Source organism: Psychrobacter sp. SZ93C1 (assembly GCF_015864635.1).
GTDB lineage: Bacteria > Pseudomonadota > Gammaproteobacteria > Pseudomonadales > Moraxellaceae > Psychrobacter > Psychrobacter fozii.
Genome location: NZ_JADYWY010000002.1, coordinates 298,625 through 315,133, shown reverse-complemented (window position 1 = coordinate 315,133; position 16,509 = coordinate 298,625). Strand labels below are relative to the sequence as shown.

The 16,509-nt window shown below is 43.3% G+C and carries 14 protein-coding genes; 7 read left to right on the top strand and 7 right to left on the bottom strand.

The features are described from left to right. Window positions 1-120: 120 nt before the first annotated feature. The 3 genes from I6E83_RS04220 to I6E83_RS04210 form a co-directional block, all read right to left on the bottom strand. Window positions 121-900, bottom strand: coding sequence for an SDR family NAD(P)-dependent oxidoreductase (locus I6E83_RS04220; RefSeq protein ID WP_197100096.1), 780 nt, complete (start codon window positions 898-900; stop codon window positions 121-123). A 117-nt stretch (window positions 901-1,017) separates the two neighbouring features. Continuing rightward, window positions 1,018-2,733: an AMP-binding protein gene (locus tag I6E83_RS04215; protein ID WP_197100095.1), complete on the bottom strand. Its 1,716-nt coding sequence runs from the start codon at window positions 2,731-2,733 to the stop codon at window positions 1,018-1,020. A gap of 294 nt (window positions 2,734-3,027) precedes the next feature. Continuing rightward, a complete protein-coding gene (locus tag I6E83_RS04210; protein WP_197100094.1) occupies window positions 3,028-4,146 on the bottom strand; it encodes a DNA topoisomerase IB in 1,119 nt (372 codons plus the stop codon). 179 nt (window positions 4,147-4,325) lie between these two features. On the opposite strand from I6E83_RS04210, the gene I6E83_RS04205 reads away from it, so the two are divergent. Then, complete coding sequence (locus I6E83_RS04205) at window positions 4,326-4,778, top strand: GNAT family N-acetyltransferase (RefSeq protein WP_110922754.1); 453 nt, start codon at window positions 4,326-4,328, stop codon at window positions 4,776-4,778. Window positions 4,779-5,058: 280 nt separating this feature from the next. Continuing rightward, complete coding sequence (locus tag I6E83_RS04200; protein ID WP_110922753.1) at window positions 5,059-5,511, top strand: GNAT family N-acetyltransferase; 453 nt, start codon at window positions 5,059-5,061, stop codon at window positions 5,509-5,511. Window positions 5,512-5,622: 111 nt separating this feature from the next. Here I6E83_RS04200 and I6E83_RS04195 read toward each other — a convergent pair whose 3' ends face one another. From I6E83_RS04195 to I6E83_RS04185, 3 genes are all read right to left on the bottom strand, one after another. Then, complete coding sequence (locus tag I6E83_RS04195) at window positions 5,623-5,907, bottom strand: pyrimidine/purine nucleoside phosphorylase (RefSeq protein ID WP_110922752.1); 285 nt, start codon at window positions 5,905-5,907, stop codon at window positions 5,623-5,625. A 61-nt stretch (window positions 5,908-5,968) separates the two neighbouring features. Then, a protein-coding gene (gene prfB / locus I6E83_RS04190) for a peptide chain release factor 2 (RefSeq protein WP_110922751.1) occupies window positions 5,969-7,064 on the bottom strand; the annotation gives its coding sequence in 2 pieces (ribosomal slippage) (window positions 5,969-6,991 and window positions 6,993-7,064; 1,095 coding nt in all). A gap of 116 nt (window positions 7,065-7,180) precedes the next feature. After that, window positions 7,181-7,882 carry an HAD family hydrolase gene (locus tag I6E83_RS04185; RefSeq protein ID WP_197100093.1) on the bottom strand — a complete coding sequence of 234 codons (702 nt, stop codon included), beginning with the start codon at window positions 7,880-7,882 and terminating at the stop codon, window positions 7,181-7,183. 234 nt (window positions 7,883-8,116) lie between these two features. Between I6E83_RS04185 and I6E83_RS04180 the strand changes: the two genes are divergently transcribed. Continuing rightward, complete coding sequence (locus tag I6E83_RS04180) at window positions 8,117-8,566, top strand: hypothetical protein (RefSeq protein ID WP_110922749.1); 450 nt, start codon at window positions 8,117-8,119, stop codon at window positions 8,564-8,566. Window positions 8,567-8,684: 118 nt separating this feature from the next. Here I6E83_RS04180 and I6E83_RS04175 read toward each other — a convergent pair whose 3' ends face one another. Then, window positions 8,685-9,221, bottom strand: a complete 537-nt coding sequence (locus I6E83_RS04175) for a gamma carbonic anhydrase family protein (RefSeq protein ID WP_197100092.1) — start codon at window positions 9,219-9,221, stop codon at window positions 8,685-8,687. Window positions 9,222-9,881: 660 nt separating this feature from the next. Here I6E83_RS04175 and carA point away from each other — a divergent pair. From carA to I6E83_RS04155, 4 genes are all read left to right on the top strand, one after another. Then, entirely contained in the window at window positions 9,882-11,114 is a 1,233-nt protein-coding gene (gene carA, locus I6E83_RS04170; RefSeq protein WP_197100091.1) for a glutamine-hydrolyzing carbamoyl-phosphate synthase small subunit, read from the top strand. A 140-nt stretch (window positions 11,115-11,254) separates the two neighbouring features. Further along, on the top strand, window positions 11,255-14,524 hold the full coding sequence (gene carB, locus I6E83_RS04165; protein WP_197100090.1) for a carbamoyl-phosphate synthase large subunit: 3,270 nt from the start codon (window positions 11,255-11,257) through the stop codon (window positions 14,522-14,524). Between the two features lie 339 nt (window positions 14,525-14,863). Continuing rightward, entirely contained in the window at window positions 14,864-15,340 is a 477-nt protein-coding gene (greA, locus tag I6E83_RS04160; RefSeq protein ID WP_110922744.1) for a transcription elongation factor GreA, read from the top strand. Between the two features lie 181 nt (window positions 15,341-15,521). Then, window positions 15,522-16,508, top strand: coding sequence for a hypothetical protein (locus I6E83_RS04155; RefSeq protein ID WP_227680802.1), 987 nt, complete (start codon window positions 15,522-15,524; stop codon window positions 16,506-16,508). Window position 16,509: the final 1 nt, after the last annotated feature.

Genomic DNA, 16,509 nt, shown 5'->3' with positions numbered 1-16,509 from the left:
CCTTTATGATATTGACAACGTTAAATACAGTTAATCATAATCTATCAAAACATGACGCTTGCTATTGTGTAAATCATATGGAAAATGACTGTCATTCTGTCATTTATATAAAACAGATGACTACACCATACGAATCGCGCCATCTAAGCGAATGACTTCGCCATTTAGGTAGGCATTATCAATGATATGGACAGCCAATTTAGCAAACTCATTTGGATTACCCAGACGTTTGGGATAAGGAACACCTGATTCTAACTGCTCACGCGCTTTTTCGGGAATACTATCCATCATCGGTGTGGCAAATACACCCGGTGCGATGGTCATCACGCGAATACCATGACGAGCCAACTCACGCGCTAACGGTAAGGTCAGACCGACCACGCCCGCTTTAGATGAGGAATAACTAGCTTGTCCTACTTGGCCATCAAAGGCTGCGATAGATGCGGTATTGATAATAACGCCTTGGTCTGAATTCTTTTCAACACTGCTATCATTAGCCACGCGCTTAGCAATACTGGCCGCGACCAAGCGTGCCACGTTAAACGAGCCGACCAGATTGATATTAACACCACGGCTGAAAGATTCTAGATCTGCCGGATTATTGTCACGATCCAGTAATTTTTGTACGACAGCGATACCTGCACAGTTGATAGAACCTTGTAAGCCGCCAAATTCTTTTTCAGCCATATCCACAGCCGCTTGCACCTCATCGCCACTGGTAACATCACAACGTACAAAGCGTGCATTATCGCCCAACTCTGCAACTAGAGATTGTCCAGCTGACTCATTTAGGTCAGCGATAACGACGTTGCCACCTTGCTCTACGATAGCACGAGCCACTGATGCGCCTAGACCTGATGCACCACCCGTCACCAAAAAGCTGTGTTTGTCAATTTGCATAATTATTCCTTTAATTAGTATTTTTATTGAACGTTTTCTTAATTTTCCTGACGCATTAACGCATTGATATTTAATCTTCAATTCAGTCGTCAAAAGCTATCATGAACATAGTTACAGCTAAGCCAATGACAAGCTACGTAGTAAAAAGCGCTGAATTTTACCACTTGGCGTTTTTGGTAATTCTGTCACAAACTCGACCTCGCGTGGATACGCATGAGTGGATAGACGCTTGCGTACAAGCTCTTGGATTTCTTTGGCAATTTGCTCACTCCCAGCGATGCCATCTTTTAGTACCACATAAGACTTGATGGTATGCCCGCGTACTTCGTCTGGCACGCCTACCGCCGCAGACTCTGCGACTGCGTCGTGTTCGAGAACCGTGTTTTCAACATCGGTTGGACCTACACGGTAACCTGCGGTAATAATGATGTCATCATCACGCCCTGAGAACCAATAGCTGCCATCACTGTGGCGCTCGACCACATCGCCTGTCAGATAGTAATCATCTACAAAGGCTTGTTTTTCGTTCCAGCTATAGCCACGGAAATAAAATGCAGGGGATTGGCTAACTACAACAGCGAGCTGCCCTTGTTCACCATCCGGCAATACATTCATATCATCATCTAGTACGACTAGCCTATGACCTGGTAGCGCCATACCCATCGAGCCAACTGGACATTCATGCGCCAGTGCGTGATGTGCACAGCAAGTCATGCCAGTTTCTGTTTGCCCATATTGGTCTTTGACTTGGCAGCCCAGATAGGTTTCTAGCCAGCTGACGACTTCGGTATTGAGTGTCTCTCCTGCCGAGTTGGCACAGCGTAAAGATAGTTTGGCATTCATATCGTTATGAATTTCTTCATTAACATTGTCAAACACACCGCTAGATTTCATCATACGAAAGGCAGTTGGTGAAGAGGCCAAATTGGTAATCTGATGACGCACCATAAAGTCGCGAGTATGGGTAGCATCAAAGCCCGCTTCATTGAAATAAGTAGTGACACCTAATAGCAAAGGCCCAGTGATTGCATAGTACAATCCATATGCCCAACCAGGATCGGCCATATTCCAATAGTGATCATCGTCGCGCAAATCAATCGCGTAGCGCATGTAGAGATAGAAAGCCGATAATGCCCCTAGTGGCACACTCACGCCTTTTGATTTACCCACAGTACCTGAGGTAAACATTTGCAAGAATGGCGCATCCGTATCGAGCGTCACGGATTCTAGAGTTTGCGGCTGCGCTACCATTGACTCGGCATAGTGATCATCACCCCAAGTCTGAGCATCCTCTACGTTACCTACCATGACCATTTTGGTTTGCTCGGCCAAATCTTCAAATTTGCCACGATTCTCTTGATTGGTAAAAACGACTTTGGTGTCAGCTTTGTCCATCCGATACTTAATTGAATCATAACCAAAAGCGGTAAATAGCGGCTGATAAACTGCCCCAATCCGCCAAGTTGCTAGTACAACGGTGAGTAATTCAGGTGTACGCGGTAGCATGGTCGCGACTTGGTCACCGACTTGTACGCCATAAGACAGTAATAAGTTAGCGGCTTGTGCACTCGCCGCGTCTAGCTCAGCAAAGCTCATACGAGTCACATTGCCAGACGTGTCTTCATGTACTAGCGCAATGTTATCACCGCGACCGTCACGTACATGACGACCACAGCATGCCATATAAGCATTCAACCGATCGTCTACCTGCGTGCCAAAGATTTCTGACAGTAGCGCGTTCATGTCGAAGTTATTATAGTAATCGGTATAGTTTTTTGGTGTGATGGTAGCGTCTACATCAACGATCGTAGCAGTTTGAAAGGCCGTGTTCATAAGCTAATCCTTTAGCAATAACAGATAATTGGTAAAATGATGATTGTGATTGTAAAACGGTCACATCCTATAGACCGTTTAATATCTTCGTATTTATCATGTCCTATTAGTAACGCATTTTTATATTTATTTCAATACATAACGTATCATTTTCATAGTAAATACTAATTTTTATAGAAATATAAATTCACTATATAGTCAATGTGCCATTACTTCGATACAAGGAGTGTCATCCTAAATGATGTCTAGTATGGTTAGTGAAATGGACGTCCTAACGGTTTTATAGTGAGCCGACTATCGTATGCTTAAAAAGCCTAGTAGCGCCTTTTCTTCACGGCTTTGATGTTTTTTGGTACGTCCACGATGGGCATTTTTATACGGCTCAAAAAACTGACCCGCTAAAAACTGATCGATAACGACGGGATGAATATAAGATGCGCGGCATACTGTCGGAGTATTGCCTAGCTCCTCTGCCACGATTTTGACCATATCAACGACCAGTTGTTGGCGCTCAGCACTTTTAGGCTCACTGGCTAATATTGTTTTTCCATGTGCTGTTTGTAGCTCATCATATAAATGACTGGCTGCGAGGACACTGGCCATCCAAGTCCGGAAATCCTTGGCACTATACATATTGCCAGTGCCATCACCACAGCCAGTATGGGTGCGTATATAATCATTAATATCGGCGCTGTCGACGATTTGTTTGTGCCCGTTGTCGTCTAAGTATTTAAATATCTGATAGCCAGGTAATTCAGAACACGCTTGTACAATGTCAATCAAACGCTCGTCTTGCAGCTCAATATGATGCTCTTTTGCACTTTTTCCGACAAAATCAAACGCCAGTCCATTATCCGTTTCATTCACATGCTTACTACGTAGCGTGCTTAAACCATAGCTTTTATTCAACTTGGCATAACGGCTATTGCCAATACGAATTAAGGTAGTCTCTAACAGTTTAACCACCGCAGCGAGTACATTAACTCGTGACAAGGGTTTCGCATCCAAATCCAACTCAACCTGAACACGTAGATTTGGTAGCGCCTCTGCAAAGCCAATCATCGCATCAAATTTCGCTCGGTCACGTACGCGATCCCACTCTGGATGATACAAATATTGCTTGCGCGCTTTGTCATCACGGCCTGTCGATTGCAGATGCCCTGTTTCATCTTGGCATATCCAAACGTTCGACCACATCGGTGGTATCACCAAAGCATCAAAACGCTTGCGCAAAGCCTTGTCTTTGACCGTGTTACCAATAGCATCCTTATAAGTAAAACCGCGACCCCAGCGTCTACGCTCATAACCAGGCTCATCATCACTCACGTAGCGCAAATTCGCCAAACGAGCCAGATGTTCATAGTTATGGCGCACATCTACTGCTGTATCTGCCTGATGATTTACCTTGGTCATAAAAATATCCGTCTTATAAAATAGTCGTTTTAGCATAATTAATGACGGTAGTTTTTGCTGTTTATTTGACACAGACAAAGTGTAATGCTGTGTAAAACTAAGCGGATGGCAGGGTTCTCAATTATTGAATTTTAGGGCATAATTTAATGACTATCAAAACTTAAGTTGAATAAAACACAATGAAAAACCATTCTATAAAAATCACTCCATTATCTAATGCAGATTACGACTTTTGGTTAGCATTGTGGCAAAGCTATCTGACATTTTATGAGACCAGCTTGCCCATGAGCACAACTGACACAACATGGCGCAACTTGCTAGATAGCAATGTAGCTATTTATGGATTTGGCGCATGGCAGGATGGTACATTGGTAGGTATCACTCATGTGGTGCTGCACCCCAATACATGGAATACCACGGAATGTTGTTATTTAGAAGATTTGTATGTTAGTGAATCTGTTCGCGGACAAGGTGTCGGGCGAGCCTTGATTGAATATGTGTATGACTTTGCACGCCAGAAGAAATGCAACCGTGTGTATTGGACGACGCAAGAAGGTAACACAACGGCACGCACTCTATACGACACCATTGCCACTCAAACAGATATGGTGCAGTATCGTAAAAACTTATAGTTTTCTATAGTTCAGAAATAAAAAACACCAAGTGTTATTAAACACTTGGTGTTGATTGTCTAAAAACAACCTTATACTAAATACGCTTTCTAAAAATTTTATTTACCGTATACATATAAGTATGCTGTTTTAGCATAATTAATGACGGCTATTTTTACTGTTTACTTGCCACGGGCAAAGTGTAATCCTGTGTAAAATCTGCAGCATAGAAGGGTTATCAATTATGATTTATTGAGTCATACTTAAGCACCTGTTCATTAATAAAGCTGAGTAAAAAATCATGAAAAACTCTTCTATAAAAATAACTCCATTATCTAATACTGACTACGATAGTTGGTTACACTTGTGGCAAAACTATCTGACATTTTACGAGACCAGTTTACCCATGAGCACGACTGACACAACATGGCGCAACTTGCTAGATAGCAATATAGCTATTTACGGATTTGGCGCATGGCAGGATGGTACATTGGTAGGCATCACTCATGTGGTGCTGCACCCCAGTACTTGGACCAGTAATGGATGTTGCTACCTGCAAGATTTGTATGTTAGTGAATCTATTCGCGGGCAAGGTGTCGGACGTACCTTGATTGAATATGTGTCTGACTTTGCTACTCAAAAAAGCTGCAACCACGTCTATTGGAAAACACAAGAAAGTAATGCTGATGCACGCCAACTGTATGACAATGTCGCAAGCTTAACGGACATGGTGCAGTATCGTAAAAACCTATGATTTGTACTACCTGTCTTATAGTTTATAATGAATGAGCAAATAAAAAACGCCAAGTGTTAAACACTTGGCGTTTTCTTATCAATACAACGTTAGGTTAAAGCAGCTTAGACATTATTTACCGTAAACGCATAGATATGCTGTTTCTACGGCCACTTTTACTTGAAACTTCTGATTGGCTTCAACCGTAAATTGCTCGCCAGCGTTAAAAGTCTGCCACTCGTTAGCTTCTGGCAGTTTAACGGTCAACGCGCCGCTCACCACGCTCATGGTTTCAAATTCGCTAGTACCAAACTCATACTCACCAATTTCCATGACACCGACAGTAGCAGACTTAGTCGCTGTCTGAAAGGCGATAGAAGTCACTTTATCATCAAAATAATTATTAACGCTTGGCATAATTTTCCTTAATTAAATATTAGTTACTATTTTAAAACGGCTGCTTATTTAAAACGGCCTTTTACAGTCCTGCTTTTAGACTCGCTTCAATGAACTGATCGAGGTCACCATCTAGCACAGCACCAGTGTTAAAGGTTTCAACACCGGTACGCAAGTCTTTGATACGTGAGTCATCGAGTACATAAGAGCGAATCTGACTGCCCCAGCCAACATCAGACTTACCGTCTTCAACCGCTTGCTGTGATTCCATACGTTTTTGCATTTCCAGCTCATAGAGCTTAGCACGTAGCATCTTCATCGCGGTGGCTTTGTTACCATGTTGACTACGCTCGTTCTGACAAGTGACGACTACGCCACTTGGCTCATGGGTAATACGTACCGCAGAATCTGTCGTGTTCACATGCTGACCACCCGCGCCAGATGAGCGATAGGTATCGATACGCAAGTCCGCTGGATTGATATCAATCTCGACATTGTCATCGATTTCAGGTGAGACAAACACCGCAGCAAACGAGGTATGACGACCATTATTACTATCAAATGGTGACTTACGTACTAGACGGTGGACACCGATTTCGGTACGCAACCAACCAAACGCATAATCGCCTTTAATCTCAATCGTTGCCGACTTGATACCAGCCACACTACCTGATGATACTTCAATGACATCAACTTTGAAGTTATGCGCTTCTGCCCAGCGTGTGTACATGCGCAGTAGCATCTCAGCCCAATCCTGTGCTTCTGTACCACCACTACCTGATTGAATATCCAAGTAGCAGTTATTTGGATCCATCTCACCACTGAACATCCGGCGGAATTCTAAATCAGCCACACGTTTTTCAGCATTATCCAGCTCGGTCTGCACATCAGCGAGCAGTGATTCATCGTCTTCTTCTACCGCTAGCTCTAGCATGGCAGATGCATCTTCTAATGTGGTTTCAAGCGACACTACCACATCGATGACGCCATCAAGATGGCTTTTTTCTTTATTAATCTTAGTCGCTCGCTCTGGATCGTTCCATAGCTCAGGGTTTTCTAACTCTAAATTGACTTCTTCTAAGCGCTCTTGCTTACCATCAAAGTCAAAGATACCTCCGCAAATCCTGCCCACGCTCAGATAAATCTTTGATTTGCTCTTGATACGGATTGATTTCCATAAATGTTCCTGTTTTTTTAAATAAATATCTAACGGATATGCCGTCATTTTAAATGAGATTGAGGCTAAATAGTTGGCTAATTAGTACCGCCTATATATTAAATAGCGTTAAACAACCTAAATCGACCAATCCTCTACTGCCCAGTGATGCGCTAACGCATGAGCATGTAGCGCATCGTCGGGTGACACACAAATTGCCACATCCGCCCACTCAAGCAATGGAATGTCATTTTTAGAATCTGAATACGCATACGTTTTTTCAAACGTGATGCCAGCGACTTGTTGCTTACTCAGCCATTTATCTAAATGGTATATTTTGCCCGCTTGAAAGTTTGGCTTATCCGCTAACTTGCCCGTATAACGCTCGTTTTTTATCTCGAGCGGTGTTGATAACACATTGGCGGCTTCTATACCGAAACGTTTGGCAATGGCAGACACCACAAAGTCATTGGTCGCAGAGATAATAACCACGTCATGGCCCTTCTCAATATGCTGACACAACACTTCCATCGCTTTTGGACGAATATGCGGTTCGATTTCGCATTTAATATAATCTTCACGCAGCTCATGCAAACGCGCCAAGGGTAATGTAGTCAAAAACTGGGCGACAAATTCATTGTACTCGGTGGCATCGAGCGTGCCTTCGATATAGTCCTCATAAAATTCTTGATTGGCTGTGCGATACTGCGCTTCATCGACCAGACCATTATTGACGATATATTCGCCCCATAGATAGTCACTATCGACATCGAGCAACGTATGATCTAAATCAAACAGTGCCAGTTCTTTTTGAGTGCTTTGTGTGTGAGATGCTTGCATAGCGAAGCCTTATTATTTTTTTAAAGTGGATGATGAATAATCTTAACTATAATGATGCGCTTTATAAACCATATTTGCTCTGAAGCCTTGAATATAGTCGGTTTTGTGGATATAACGTTTGCTCGGTAAATTTGTGAGAACACTACTGTTTGCCAGACATAATTATGCTAAATTGTTTATTCAACTCATTTTATAAGACTTTCAACGAACATAATAGGCAACCCAGAGAACCTTATGAAAGCATATGATAACAAAACCAGCTTACCTAATAGACCGCACCGTCCAGCTCGCTCTATCAGAGAAATCAGACAACGTCGATTGGGTGATGCTTATCAATCACCTTTAGACCGTGTGTTCTATGCGCTCTTGAATGGCTTGATGTATGGCTTTGGTGGATTACTTATCGACCTTGCCATTGTTGTCATTCGCTCAATAGCTGGTCTTGGTAATGGTGAAATTTTTTGGCTATTCACCCCTTTCATGGTCGTACTTGGCGTATTGATAGGACTCATCGTTGGTAAAAACGCAGGTGCTGAGAGCGTCAACGCATTACATATCGACGAAACTGCTAACCATAATCCTTATCTCGATGACACCTCTATCAGTCATGATATTTTTCGTGGACTCATTATAGGTATCATTATCTTTGCCGTTATTTGGCTGGTTATGATGCTCATGGTATAACCACTGGCAACATATTATAAGAATATAAAAAGGATGGAACAATAGACTACCATCCTTTTATTTTTATCCACTACTGATCGCTTCCGCTGTACTGTACTGATCGCTCGCCCCGTACTAATTAATCAGGCATTGCGATTTCTTTTAAGCCTGTTTTAAACTTCTGACAACGTTCCGCATAATGCATCGCTGACAATTTCAGCATCGAGGCTTGCTCATCTGTTAATGTTTTCACCACTTTTGCTGGTGCGCCCATCACCAATGAGTTATCAGGAATAACCTTGCCTTCCGTGACCAATGCTTTGGCACCAATGATACAGTTTTTACCGATTTTGGCATTATTTAATACCACTGCACCAATACCAATTAAACTGTTATCACCGACTTCGCAGCCATGCAGCATCGCTAAATGCCCAATGGTGACATAATTGCCGATTTTCACCTCAATACCTGCATCAGTATGAATCACACTATTTTCTTGCACGTTGCTATAGTCACCGATATGAATCAGTTCATTGTCACCGCGGAGTACCGCACCAAACCAAATATTGGCTTGATATCCTAAGTACACATCACCGATAACTTGCGCAGAATCGGCTACCCAACCGTTAAAAGGCACAGCAAATTTAGGTACCTTGTCTAAATATTGATAAATCATAACCACTCCTTGTTATTGTTTTTTATACTAACCTAATAATAGATAGCTATCTATATCAGTCAATAATGCCCTCTATTGTGGCAAAGCCTTCTATCAAAATCTAGTGCTATTAACCTTAGTATGATGGTTGTGCCAGTCACCGTAAGAAGTATCTATTTCTACTTAGGCTATTATGGCCGTTATAGCTACTGATTTAGAACAAGTTATCACTTAGAACAAATCACCCTTTAGACCGTAAGAATAGAAAAATCACTCGTCGCAATTAGAGTGTTGGTTATCATATGCTGTTTTTCACATATTGTTTTTTCAGAAATTTTTTATAAACAATTATTTAATAGATAGTATATTGTATATTTACGGTAGACGAGGAATCCGTGTCCGTTAAGTTAGAAAATCGACTGGCTATCTGCGTGTATATTGTATATAATGCGCAAAATCTGTGCCTAAGCGAGCGGACATGATGCAAGTTACCTATTCACTATCTAGTGGGTTTTGTAGTTTCCATCAATAATGTCTTCTCGCTTTTTTGTGGAAAAATTTTGGGTTTAGCCGTTTTTTATTCTTAATTAATAGTCATTATCGAGATATAAAAAGCTGCGTTCAATCCGAAATTTAATCATGAAAAATTATGGCACTCACCAATAACAGCGGAGGCAAACCTTGAATTCATCGGCAGAAATACAAGCAATTTTGGCATTAGCAGACGGTACGATTTTTCGCGGTGTGAGTATCGGCAGTCTCGGTCATCGTGTCGGTGAGGTGGTGTTTAATACAGCCATGACAGGGTATCAAGAAATCCTAACTGACCCCAGCTATGCTCGTCAGCTAGTGACCCTAACCTATCCGCACATCGGCAATACTGGTACCAATAGCGAGGACACTGAGTCTGGTAATGGTCATCAAGTATGGGCAGACGGTCTCATCATTCGTGATGCCACGATGGTTACCTCAAACTTCCGTAACTCAGAATCATTGAGTGACTACTTACAAAACCATAATACCGTCGCAATCGCTGAGATTGATACCCGTCAATTGACTCGTCTACTACGTGATAAAGGCGCTCAAAACGGTTGTATCATGACAGCCTCTAATGGCGAGACCATTAGCAGTGATGACGAGCAAAAAGCCATCAAATTGGCGCAAGAGTTCGCTGGTATCGAAGGCATGGATCTGGCAAAAGAATGCTGTACTAAAGAGACGTTCGAATGGACAGCAGGTACGTGGGATTTATCAGATACCCTACTTAACCGTGATGCCGTTGGCAGTCATGATAGCGGTACAGGCGGATTCTTCAAGCAGTTAGGCACACACGTTGAGCACAAATTTAATGTAGTCGCCTATGACTTTGGCACCAAGACCAACATCTTGCGCATGCTCGTCGATCGCGGCTGCCATGTAACGGTCGTACCAGCACAAACGCCTATCGCTGACGTGCTAGCGATGAATCCAGACGGTATCTTCTTATCGAATGGTCCTGGTGACCCTGCCGCTTGTGGCTACGCTATTGACAGCGTGCGTCACATCATTGAGCAAACTGACGTGCCAACCTTTGGTATCTGTTTAGGCCATCAGCTGGTCGGTCTTGCCAGCGGTGCAAACACCATCAAAATGAAAACAGGCCATCATGGTGCCAACCATCCAGTACAAGATGTGGCAGCTGGCACGGTTATGATTACCAGTCAGAACCATGGTTTTGCAGTTGATGAAGAAACCCTGCCTGATAACGTTAAATCTACCCATCGCTCATTATTCGACGGTACCAACCAAGGTATCGAACTGACCAACAAGCCAGTATTTAGCTTCCAAGGTCATCCAGAAGCCAGCCCTGGTCCGCATGACTGCGCGCCATTGTTTGACAAGTTTGCGGATATGATGGCAGCAGCCAATGCTTAATGCATCAACATTGGTAACGAATAATAAATATTAAGCTTGAATCACTAATGGTGGTTCAAGTTGTATCGACCAAAATACTGTCAGTTTTATTAAAAATATAGATTAATCAAAATATAACCCAAACGAAGGTAGCCCTAACTATGCCAAAACGTACCGACATAAAAAGCATTCTTATCATTGGCGCAGGCCCTATCGTCATCGGCCAAGCATGTGAGTTTGACTACTCAGGCGCGCAGGCGTGTAAAGCACTAAAAGAAGAAGGTTACCGCGTCATCTTGGTCAACTCAAACCCTGCCACTATCATGACCGATCCTGTCATGGCAGATGCCACTTACATCGAACCAATTACTTGGCAGACGGTTGAGCAAATCATTGCCAAAGAACGACCTGATGCTATCCTGCCAACGATGGGCGGACAAACAGCGTTAAACTGTGCATTAGATTTGGATAAGCATGGCGTACTGACCAAGTACGAATGCGAGCTAATTGGGGCGACTAAAGACTCAATCGAGATGGCAGAAGATCGCAACTTATTTGATAAAGCCATGAAGCGTATCGGCCTTGAGTGTCCACGTGCTGAAACGGCTGAAACCATGGAAGAAGCATTTGCTACCCAAGAGAAAATGGGCTATCCATGTATCATTCGTCCTTCATTCACGATGGGTGGTTCAGGTGGCGGTATCGCGTATAACCGTGATGAGTTCATTGAAATCTGTGAGCGCGGTTTTGACTTGTCTCCTAACCATCAGCTACTTATCGATGAGTCGTTGATCGGTTGGAAAGAGTATGAGATGGAAGTGGTTCGTGACAAAAACGACAACTGCATTATCATCTGTGCCATCGAAAACTTTGATCCAATGGGTGTACACACCGGCGACTCTATCACGGTTGCACCTGCACAGACTTTGACGGACAAAGAATATCAAATCATGCGTAATGCCTCATTGGCAGTACTGCGTGAGATTGGTGTAGAAACCGGCGGTTCAAACGTCCAGTTCGGTATCAACCCTGATACAGGTCGCATGGTCGTTATCGAGATGAACCCACGTGTATCACGTTCATCAGCATTGGCATCAAAAGCCACTGGTTTCCCGATTGCTAAAATCGCGGCAAAACTGGCGATTGGTTATACCCTAGATGAATTGCAAAACGACATCACTGGCGGCAAAACACCAGCAAGCTTTGAGCCTGCGCTTGATTATGTTGTGACCAAGATACCTCGTTTTAACTTTGAAAAATTCCCGCAAGCCGATAGTGTTTTATCAACGCAGATGAAATCAGTCGGCGAAGTGATGGCGATTGGCCGTAACTTCCAAGAATCTATGCAAAAAGCATTACGTGGTATGGAAACTGGCAATGATGGTTTTGATGAGCAGATTGACTTTGCCGCTATCAAAGACGGTAGCCTTAGTACTGACAAAGCCCGTAGCGAGATTCATAATCGCTTAACCATTCCAACGCCTGAACGCATTTATTATATTGCGGATGCTTTCCGTATCGGTATGAGCGTCGATGAGGTCTTTAATCTTACCAAAATCGACCCGTGGTTCTTGGTACAGATCGAAGACATCGTAAAAGCTGAAGCACAAGTTAAAACTTTAGGTTTTGGCGGTTTAACTGAAGACAACTTGCGTCGCTTTAAACGTAAAGGTTTATCAGATTTACGTCTAGCCAAATTGCTTGGTGTCTCGCAAAAGCAACTGCGCAAAAAACGTTGGGATTTAAACGTCTATCCAGTCTATAAACGCGTGGATACTTGTGCGGCAGAATTCTCTACCAGTACCGCTTATATGTACTCAACATACGACAGCGAGTGTGAAGCCAACCCTACCAATAACAAAAAAATCATGGTTATCGGTGGTGGTCCTAACCGCATCGGTCAAGGTATCGAGTTTGACTATTGCTGTGTACACGCTGCCCTTGCGATGCGTGCAGACGGCTACGAGACCATCATGGTCAACTGTAATCCAGAAACGGTTTCAACTGACTATGACACCTCTGACCGTCTATACTTTGAGCCAATCACGTTAGAGGATGTGCTAGAAATCGTCCGTATCGAAAATCCTGATGGCGTCATTGTACAATTTGGTGGTCAGACTCCATTGAAACTGGCTCGCGCCCTTGAAGCTGCTGGTGTCAAAATCATTGGTACTAGCCCTGATGCGATTGACCGTGCTGAAGACCGCGAACGCTTCCAGCATATGATTCAGCAATTGAACCTTGTGCAACCAACCAATGCCTTAGCGACTAGCTTGGAAGACGGCTTGGTTAAAGCAAAAGACGTTGGCTATCCATTGGTTGTACGTCCCTCTTATGTACTAGGTGGCCGCGCGATGGAAATCGTCTATAACGAAGATGAGCTAAGACATTATCTGCGCACTGCGGTACAAGCATCAAACGAAGCACCAGTATTGCTAGATCGCTTCTTAGATGATGCCATCGAAGTCGATGTTGACTGTGTTTGTGATGGTACTGACGTCGTGATTGGCGGCATCATGCAGCATATCGAACAAGCGGGGGTTCACTCTGGTGACTCAGCCTGTTCGCTACCGCCTTACTCACTATCTAAAGAGTTATGCGATGTGATGCGCGCACAGACCATTGCTATGGCTAAAGAGCTGGGCGTTATCGGCCTGATGAACGTACAGTTTGCCGTAAAAGGTGAAACTATTTATATTCTTGAGGTCAATCCACGTGCTGCCCGTACCGTACCATTTGTCTCTAAATGCATTGGTACCTCATTGGCGCAAATCGCTGCTCGCTGTATGGCTGGTACGTCGCTCAAAGACCAAGGGTTTACCAAAGAGATTGTTCCTGCATTCTATGCCGTTAAAGAAGCAGTCTTCCCATTTGCTAAGTTCCCTGGTGTCGATCCAATCTTAAGCCCTGAGATGAAATCAACAGGTGAAGTCATGGGCGTTGGTAAAACCTTTGGTGAAGCGTTCTACAAAGCCATCATCGGTAGTAATGAGCGTCTGCCAGGTCTACCAACTGAGGGCGAAACCAAAACCGTCTTTATCTCAGTACGTGACAGTGACAAAGCGCAAATCGCTCCAATCGCGCGTCAGCTTGTAGACTTTGGCTTTGACATTGTGTCTACCACTGGTACACAAAAAATACTGAGCGACGCTGGTATCGAATGTAAGCAAATCAACAAAGTAACCGAAGGCCGTCCACATATCGTCGATGCATTGAAAAATGGTAAAATCGACCTTATCATTAATACAACTGAGGGCAAGCAGGCACAAGAGGATTCATTCTCTATTCGCCGCAGCGCGCTACAAGGTAAAGTATTCTATGTCACGACATTGGGCGCTGCAGATGCCATTTGCAAATCTTATTCGATTGACTTGCCATTCGAAGTTTATAAGCTACAAGATTTACATGAACAAGCAAAGACTATTGCCTAGCTCTATTGACTTGGCTGAATAATTTCAGTAGATTAAGCATAACAGTCAGGCTTATATAAAAGCTCATGCGAAATTGGTTTTTATATGACAGTAATGCTCTAATCAAACAATACCTTTGAAAAGACAGACCCAAAAAGCATAGTGGCTAAACTGCGACTATGCTTTTTATTACGTAAGGTTAAGTGTGCATTAGTGGAGCGTAAATACGCTCATACATAACCACTCGTATGCTAGTTATGCAGCCTAAACCACTCTCTTTTTATATTTTATACCCATTGCAATAACCCCAACACCATCTCATCATGAGGTGGTGTGGTGTTATTGGTTTAAGGAAAAAACATGCAACGTTATCCCATGACTCCGCAAGGACATGAGGCTCTAGAAGCCGAATTAAAACAGTTAAAAAGTATCGACCGTCCACGCATCACGGCTTCTATTGCTGAAGCTCGCGAACATGGCGATTTAAAAGAAAACGCTGAATACCATGCAGCACGTGAGCAGCAAGGTTTTTGTGAAGCACGTATCCGTGATATCGAAGCCAAGCTTGGCGGCGCGCAAGTCATCGATCCTTCGACTCTGCCACAAGAAGGTCGCGTGGTATTTGGTGTGAGCGTTATCATCGAAAATATGGACACCGAAGAAGAAAAACAATACCAAATCGTTGGTGATGACGAAGCAGACTTTAAAGCGGGTAAAATCTCTGTCAACTCGCCAATCGCTCGTGGTCTTATCGGTAAATCAGAAGGCGATGAAGCCCGTATTGAAACGCCTAAAGGCGTGGTCGAATATGAAATTATGAAAGTCATATACAACTAGTATCACTCCATCATTTGGCCTAACATCTTACAAAAAACAATGATGGCTGAATGATTGACCGTGGCTATTATAAATACTGATACCCTCGTTATTTGACATGCGCTATAGTGTTATTTAACGAGGGTTTTTTGTTTACACGTTATCTACTGCTTCACTTACTATTACTTTAAAGGAGTCTTTTATGAATATGGATTTTGCAGCATCACTGCTTATCACCAAAAAAATAGCGGTTCAAAAAACATCAATAGCCACTGCTATCTCTTCGATTGTTGCAGGCACTTTACTTGCCGTATCCTCAGCACATGCTGCGCCTGAAATAAGCATTAATCCGTCTGCTAGCGGCAGCACAACTGTGGTTGAGCAGTACTCTGATGGTAACACCGCGACTATCACTGCAACACCTAATGGCATTACCATGCAGGACGGCATGCCTTATGCTGTGACTCAAGTAACAACGACTCCAAGCTATGTCGTTCGTCAAAGCGCTAACGATACTATCATTTCTCAAGCCAACACCACCGTCACTAGTGTGCCTGTGACCAATCAGGGGACCAATGCCGTCACCAAAGTGAACGTTATCACCACACCACTCAATAACGTAAAGCAAGTACTGCCTGTTGCCTCTGCTACTCAACTGCCAGTGATGAATGCATCAACTGCCATTCAAGTCATGACTAGCTCATCAACGTTTAATCAATCCACACTTAACCAGTCAGCGATTAGCCCAACCTTTACCGATCAAACTGCTAAGACAGTTTCTTTAGAGACCCTACAACTGACCCCAAGCTTTAGTAAGCCTGATGTCGTCAATGCACAAACCAAGGTCATGAAAATATTAAAGAATAAAGAAGGACGTGAGATAGCAGTGCCTGCCAATCATATTGCTCAAGGTGATATTATTGAATACCACACCACTTATACCAATACCACCAATCAACTAGTAAACGGTATCAATGCAATGGTTTCGCTACCGAATGGCATTCAGTTGGTATCGCTAAACAGTTTACTGCCAACCCTTGCAACCACAGACGGTAATAGCTATCAAGTGATTCAACCAATGAGTAATACGGCCGCGACGCAAGTGAGCTACTCTGGTCTTAAATGGGATTTGGTCAATCTAGATGCCAATGCAACACAGACCGTAGTAATACGCGCTAAGGTTCAATAAA

Coding starts and splice junctions, on each gene's coding strand:
- I6E83_RS04220 (WP_197100096.1), bottom strand. CDS start 900: ATGCAAATTGACAAACACAGCTTTTTGGTGACGGGTGGTGCATCAGGT.
- I6E83_RS04215 (WP_197100095.1), bottom strand. CDS start 2,733: ATGAACACGGCCTTTCAAACTGCTACGATCGTTGATGTAGACGCTACC.
- I6E83_RS04210 (WP_197100094.1), bottom strand. CDS start 4,146: ATGACCAAGGTAAATCATCAGGCAGATACAGCAGTAGATGTGCGCCAT.
- I6E83_RS04205 (WP_110922754.1), top strand. CDS start 4,326: ATGAAAAACCATTCTATAAAAATCACTCCATTATCTAATGCAGATTAC.
- I6E83_RS04200 (WP_110922753.1), top strand. CDS start 5,059: ATGAAAAACTCTTCTATAAAAATAACTCCATTATCTAATACTGACTAC.
- I6E83_RS04195 (WP_110922752.1), bottom strand. CDS start 5,907: ATGCCAAGCGTTAATAATTATTTTGATGATAAAGTGACTTCTATCGCC.
- I6E83_RS04185 (WP_197100093.1), bottom strand. CDS start 7,882: ATGCAAGCATCTCACACACAAAGCACTCAAAAAGAACTGGCACTGTTT.
- I6E83_RS04180 (WP_110922749.1), top strand. CDS start 8,117: ATGAAAGCATATGATAACAAAACCAGCTTACCTAATAGACCGCACCGT.
- I6E83_RS04175 (WP_197100092.1), bottom strand. CDS start 9,221: ATGATTTATCAATATTTAGACAAGGTACCTAAATTTGCTGTGCCTTTT.
- carB (WP_197100090.1), top strand. CDS start 11,255: ATGCCAAAACGTACCGACATAAAAAGCATTCTTATCATTGGCGCAGGC.
- greA (WP_110922744.1), top strand. CDS start 14,864: ATGCAACGTTATCCCATGACTCCGCAAGGACATGAGGCTCTAGAAGCC.
- I6E83_RS04155 (WP_227680802.1), top strand. CDS start 15,522: ATGAATATGGATTTTGCAGCATCACTGCTTATCACCAAAAAAATAGCG.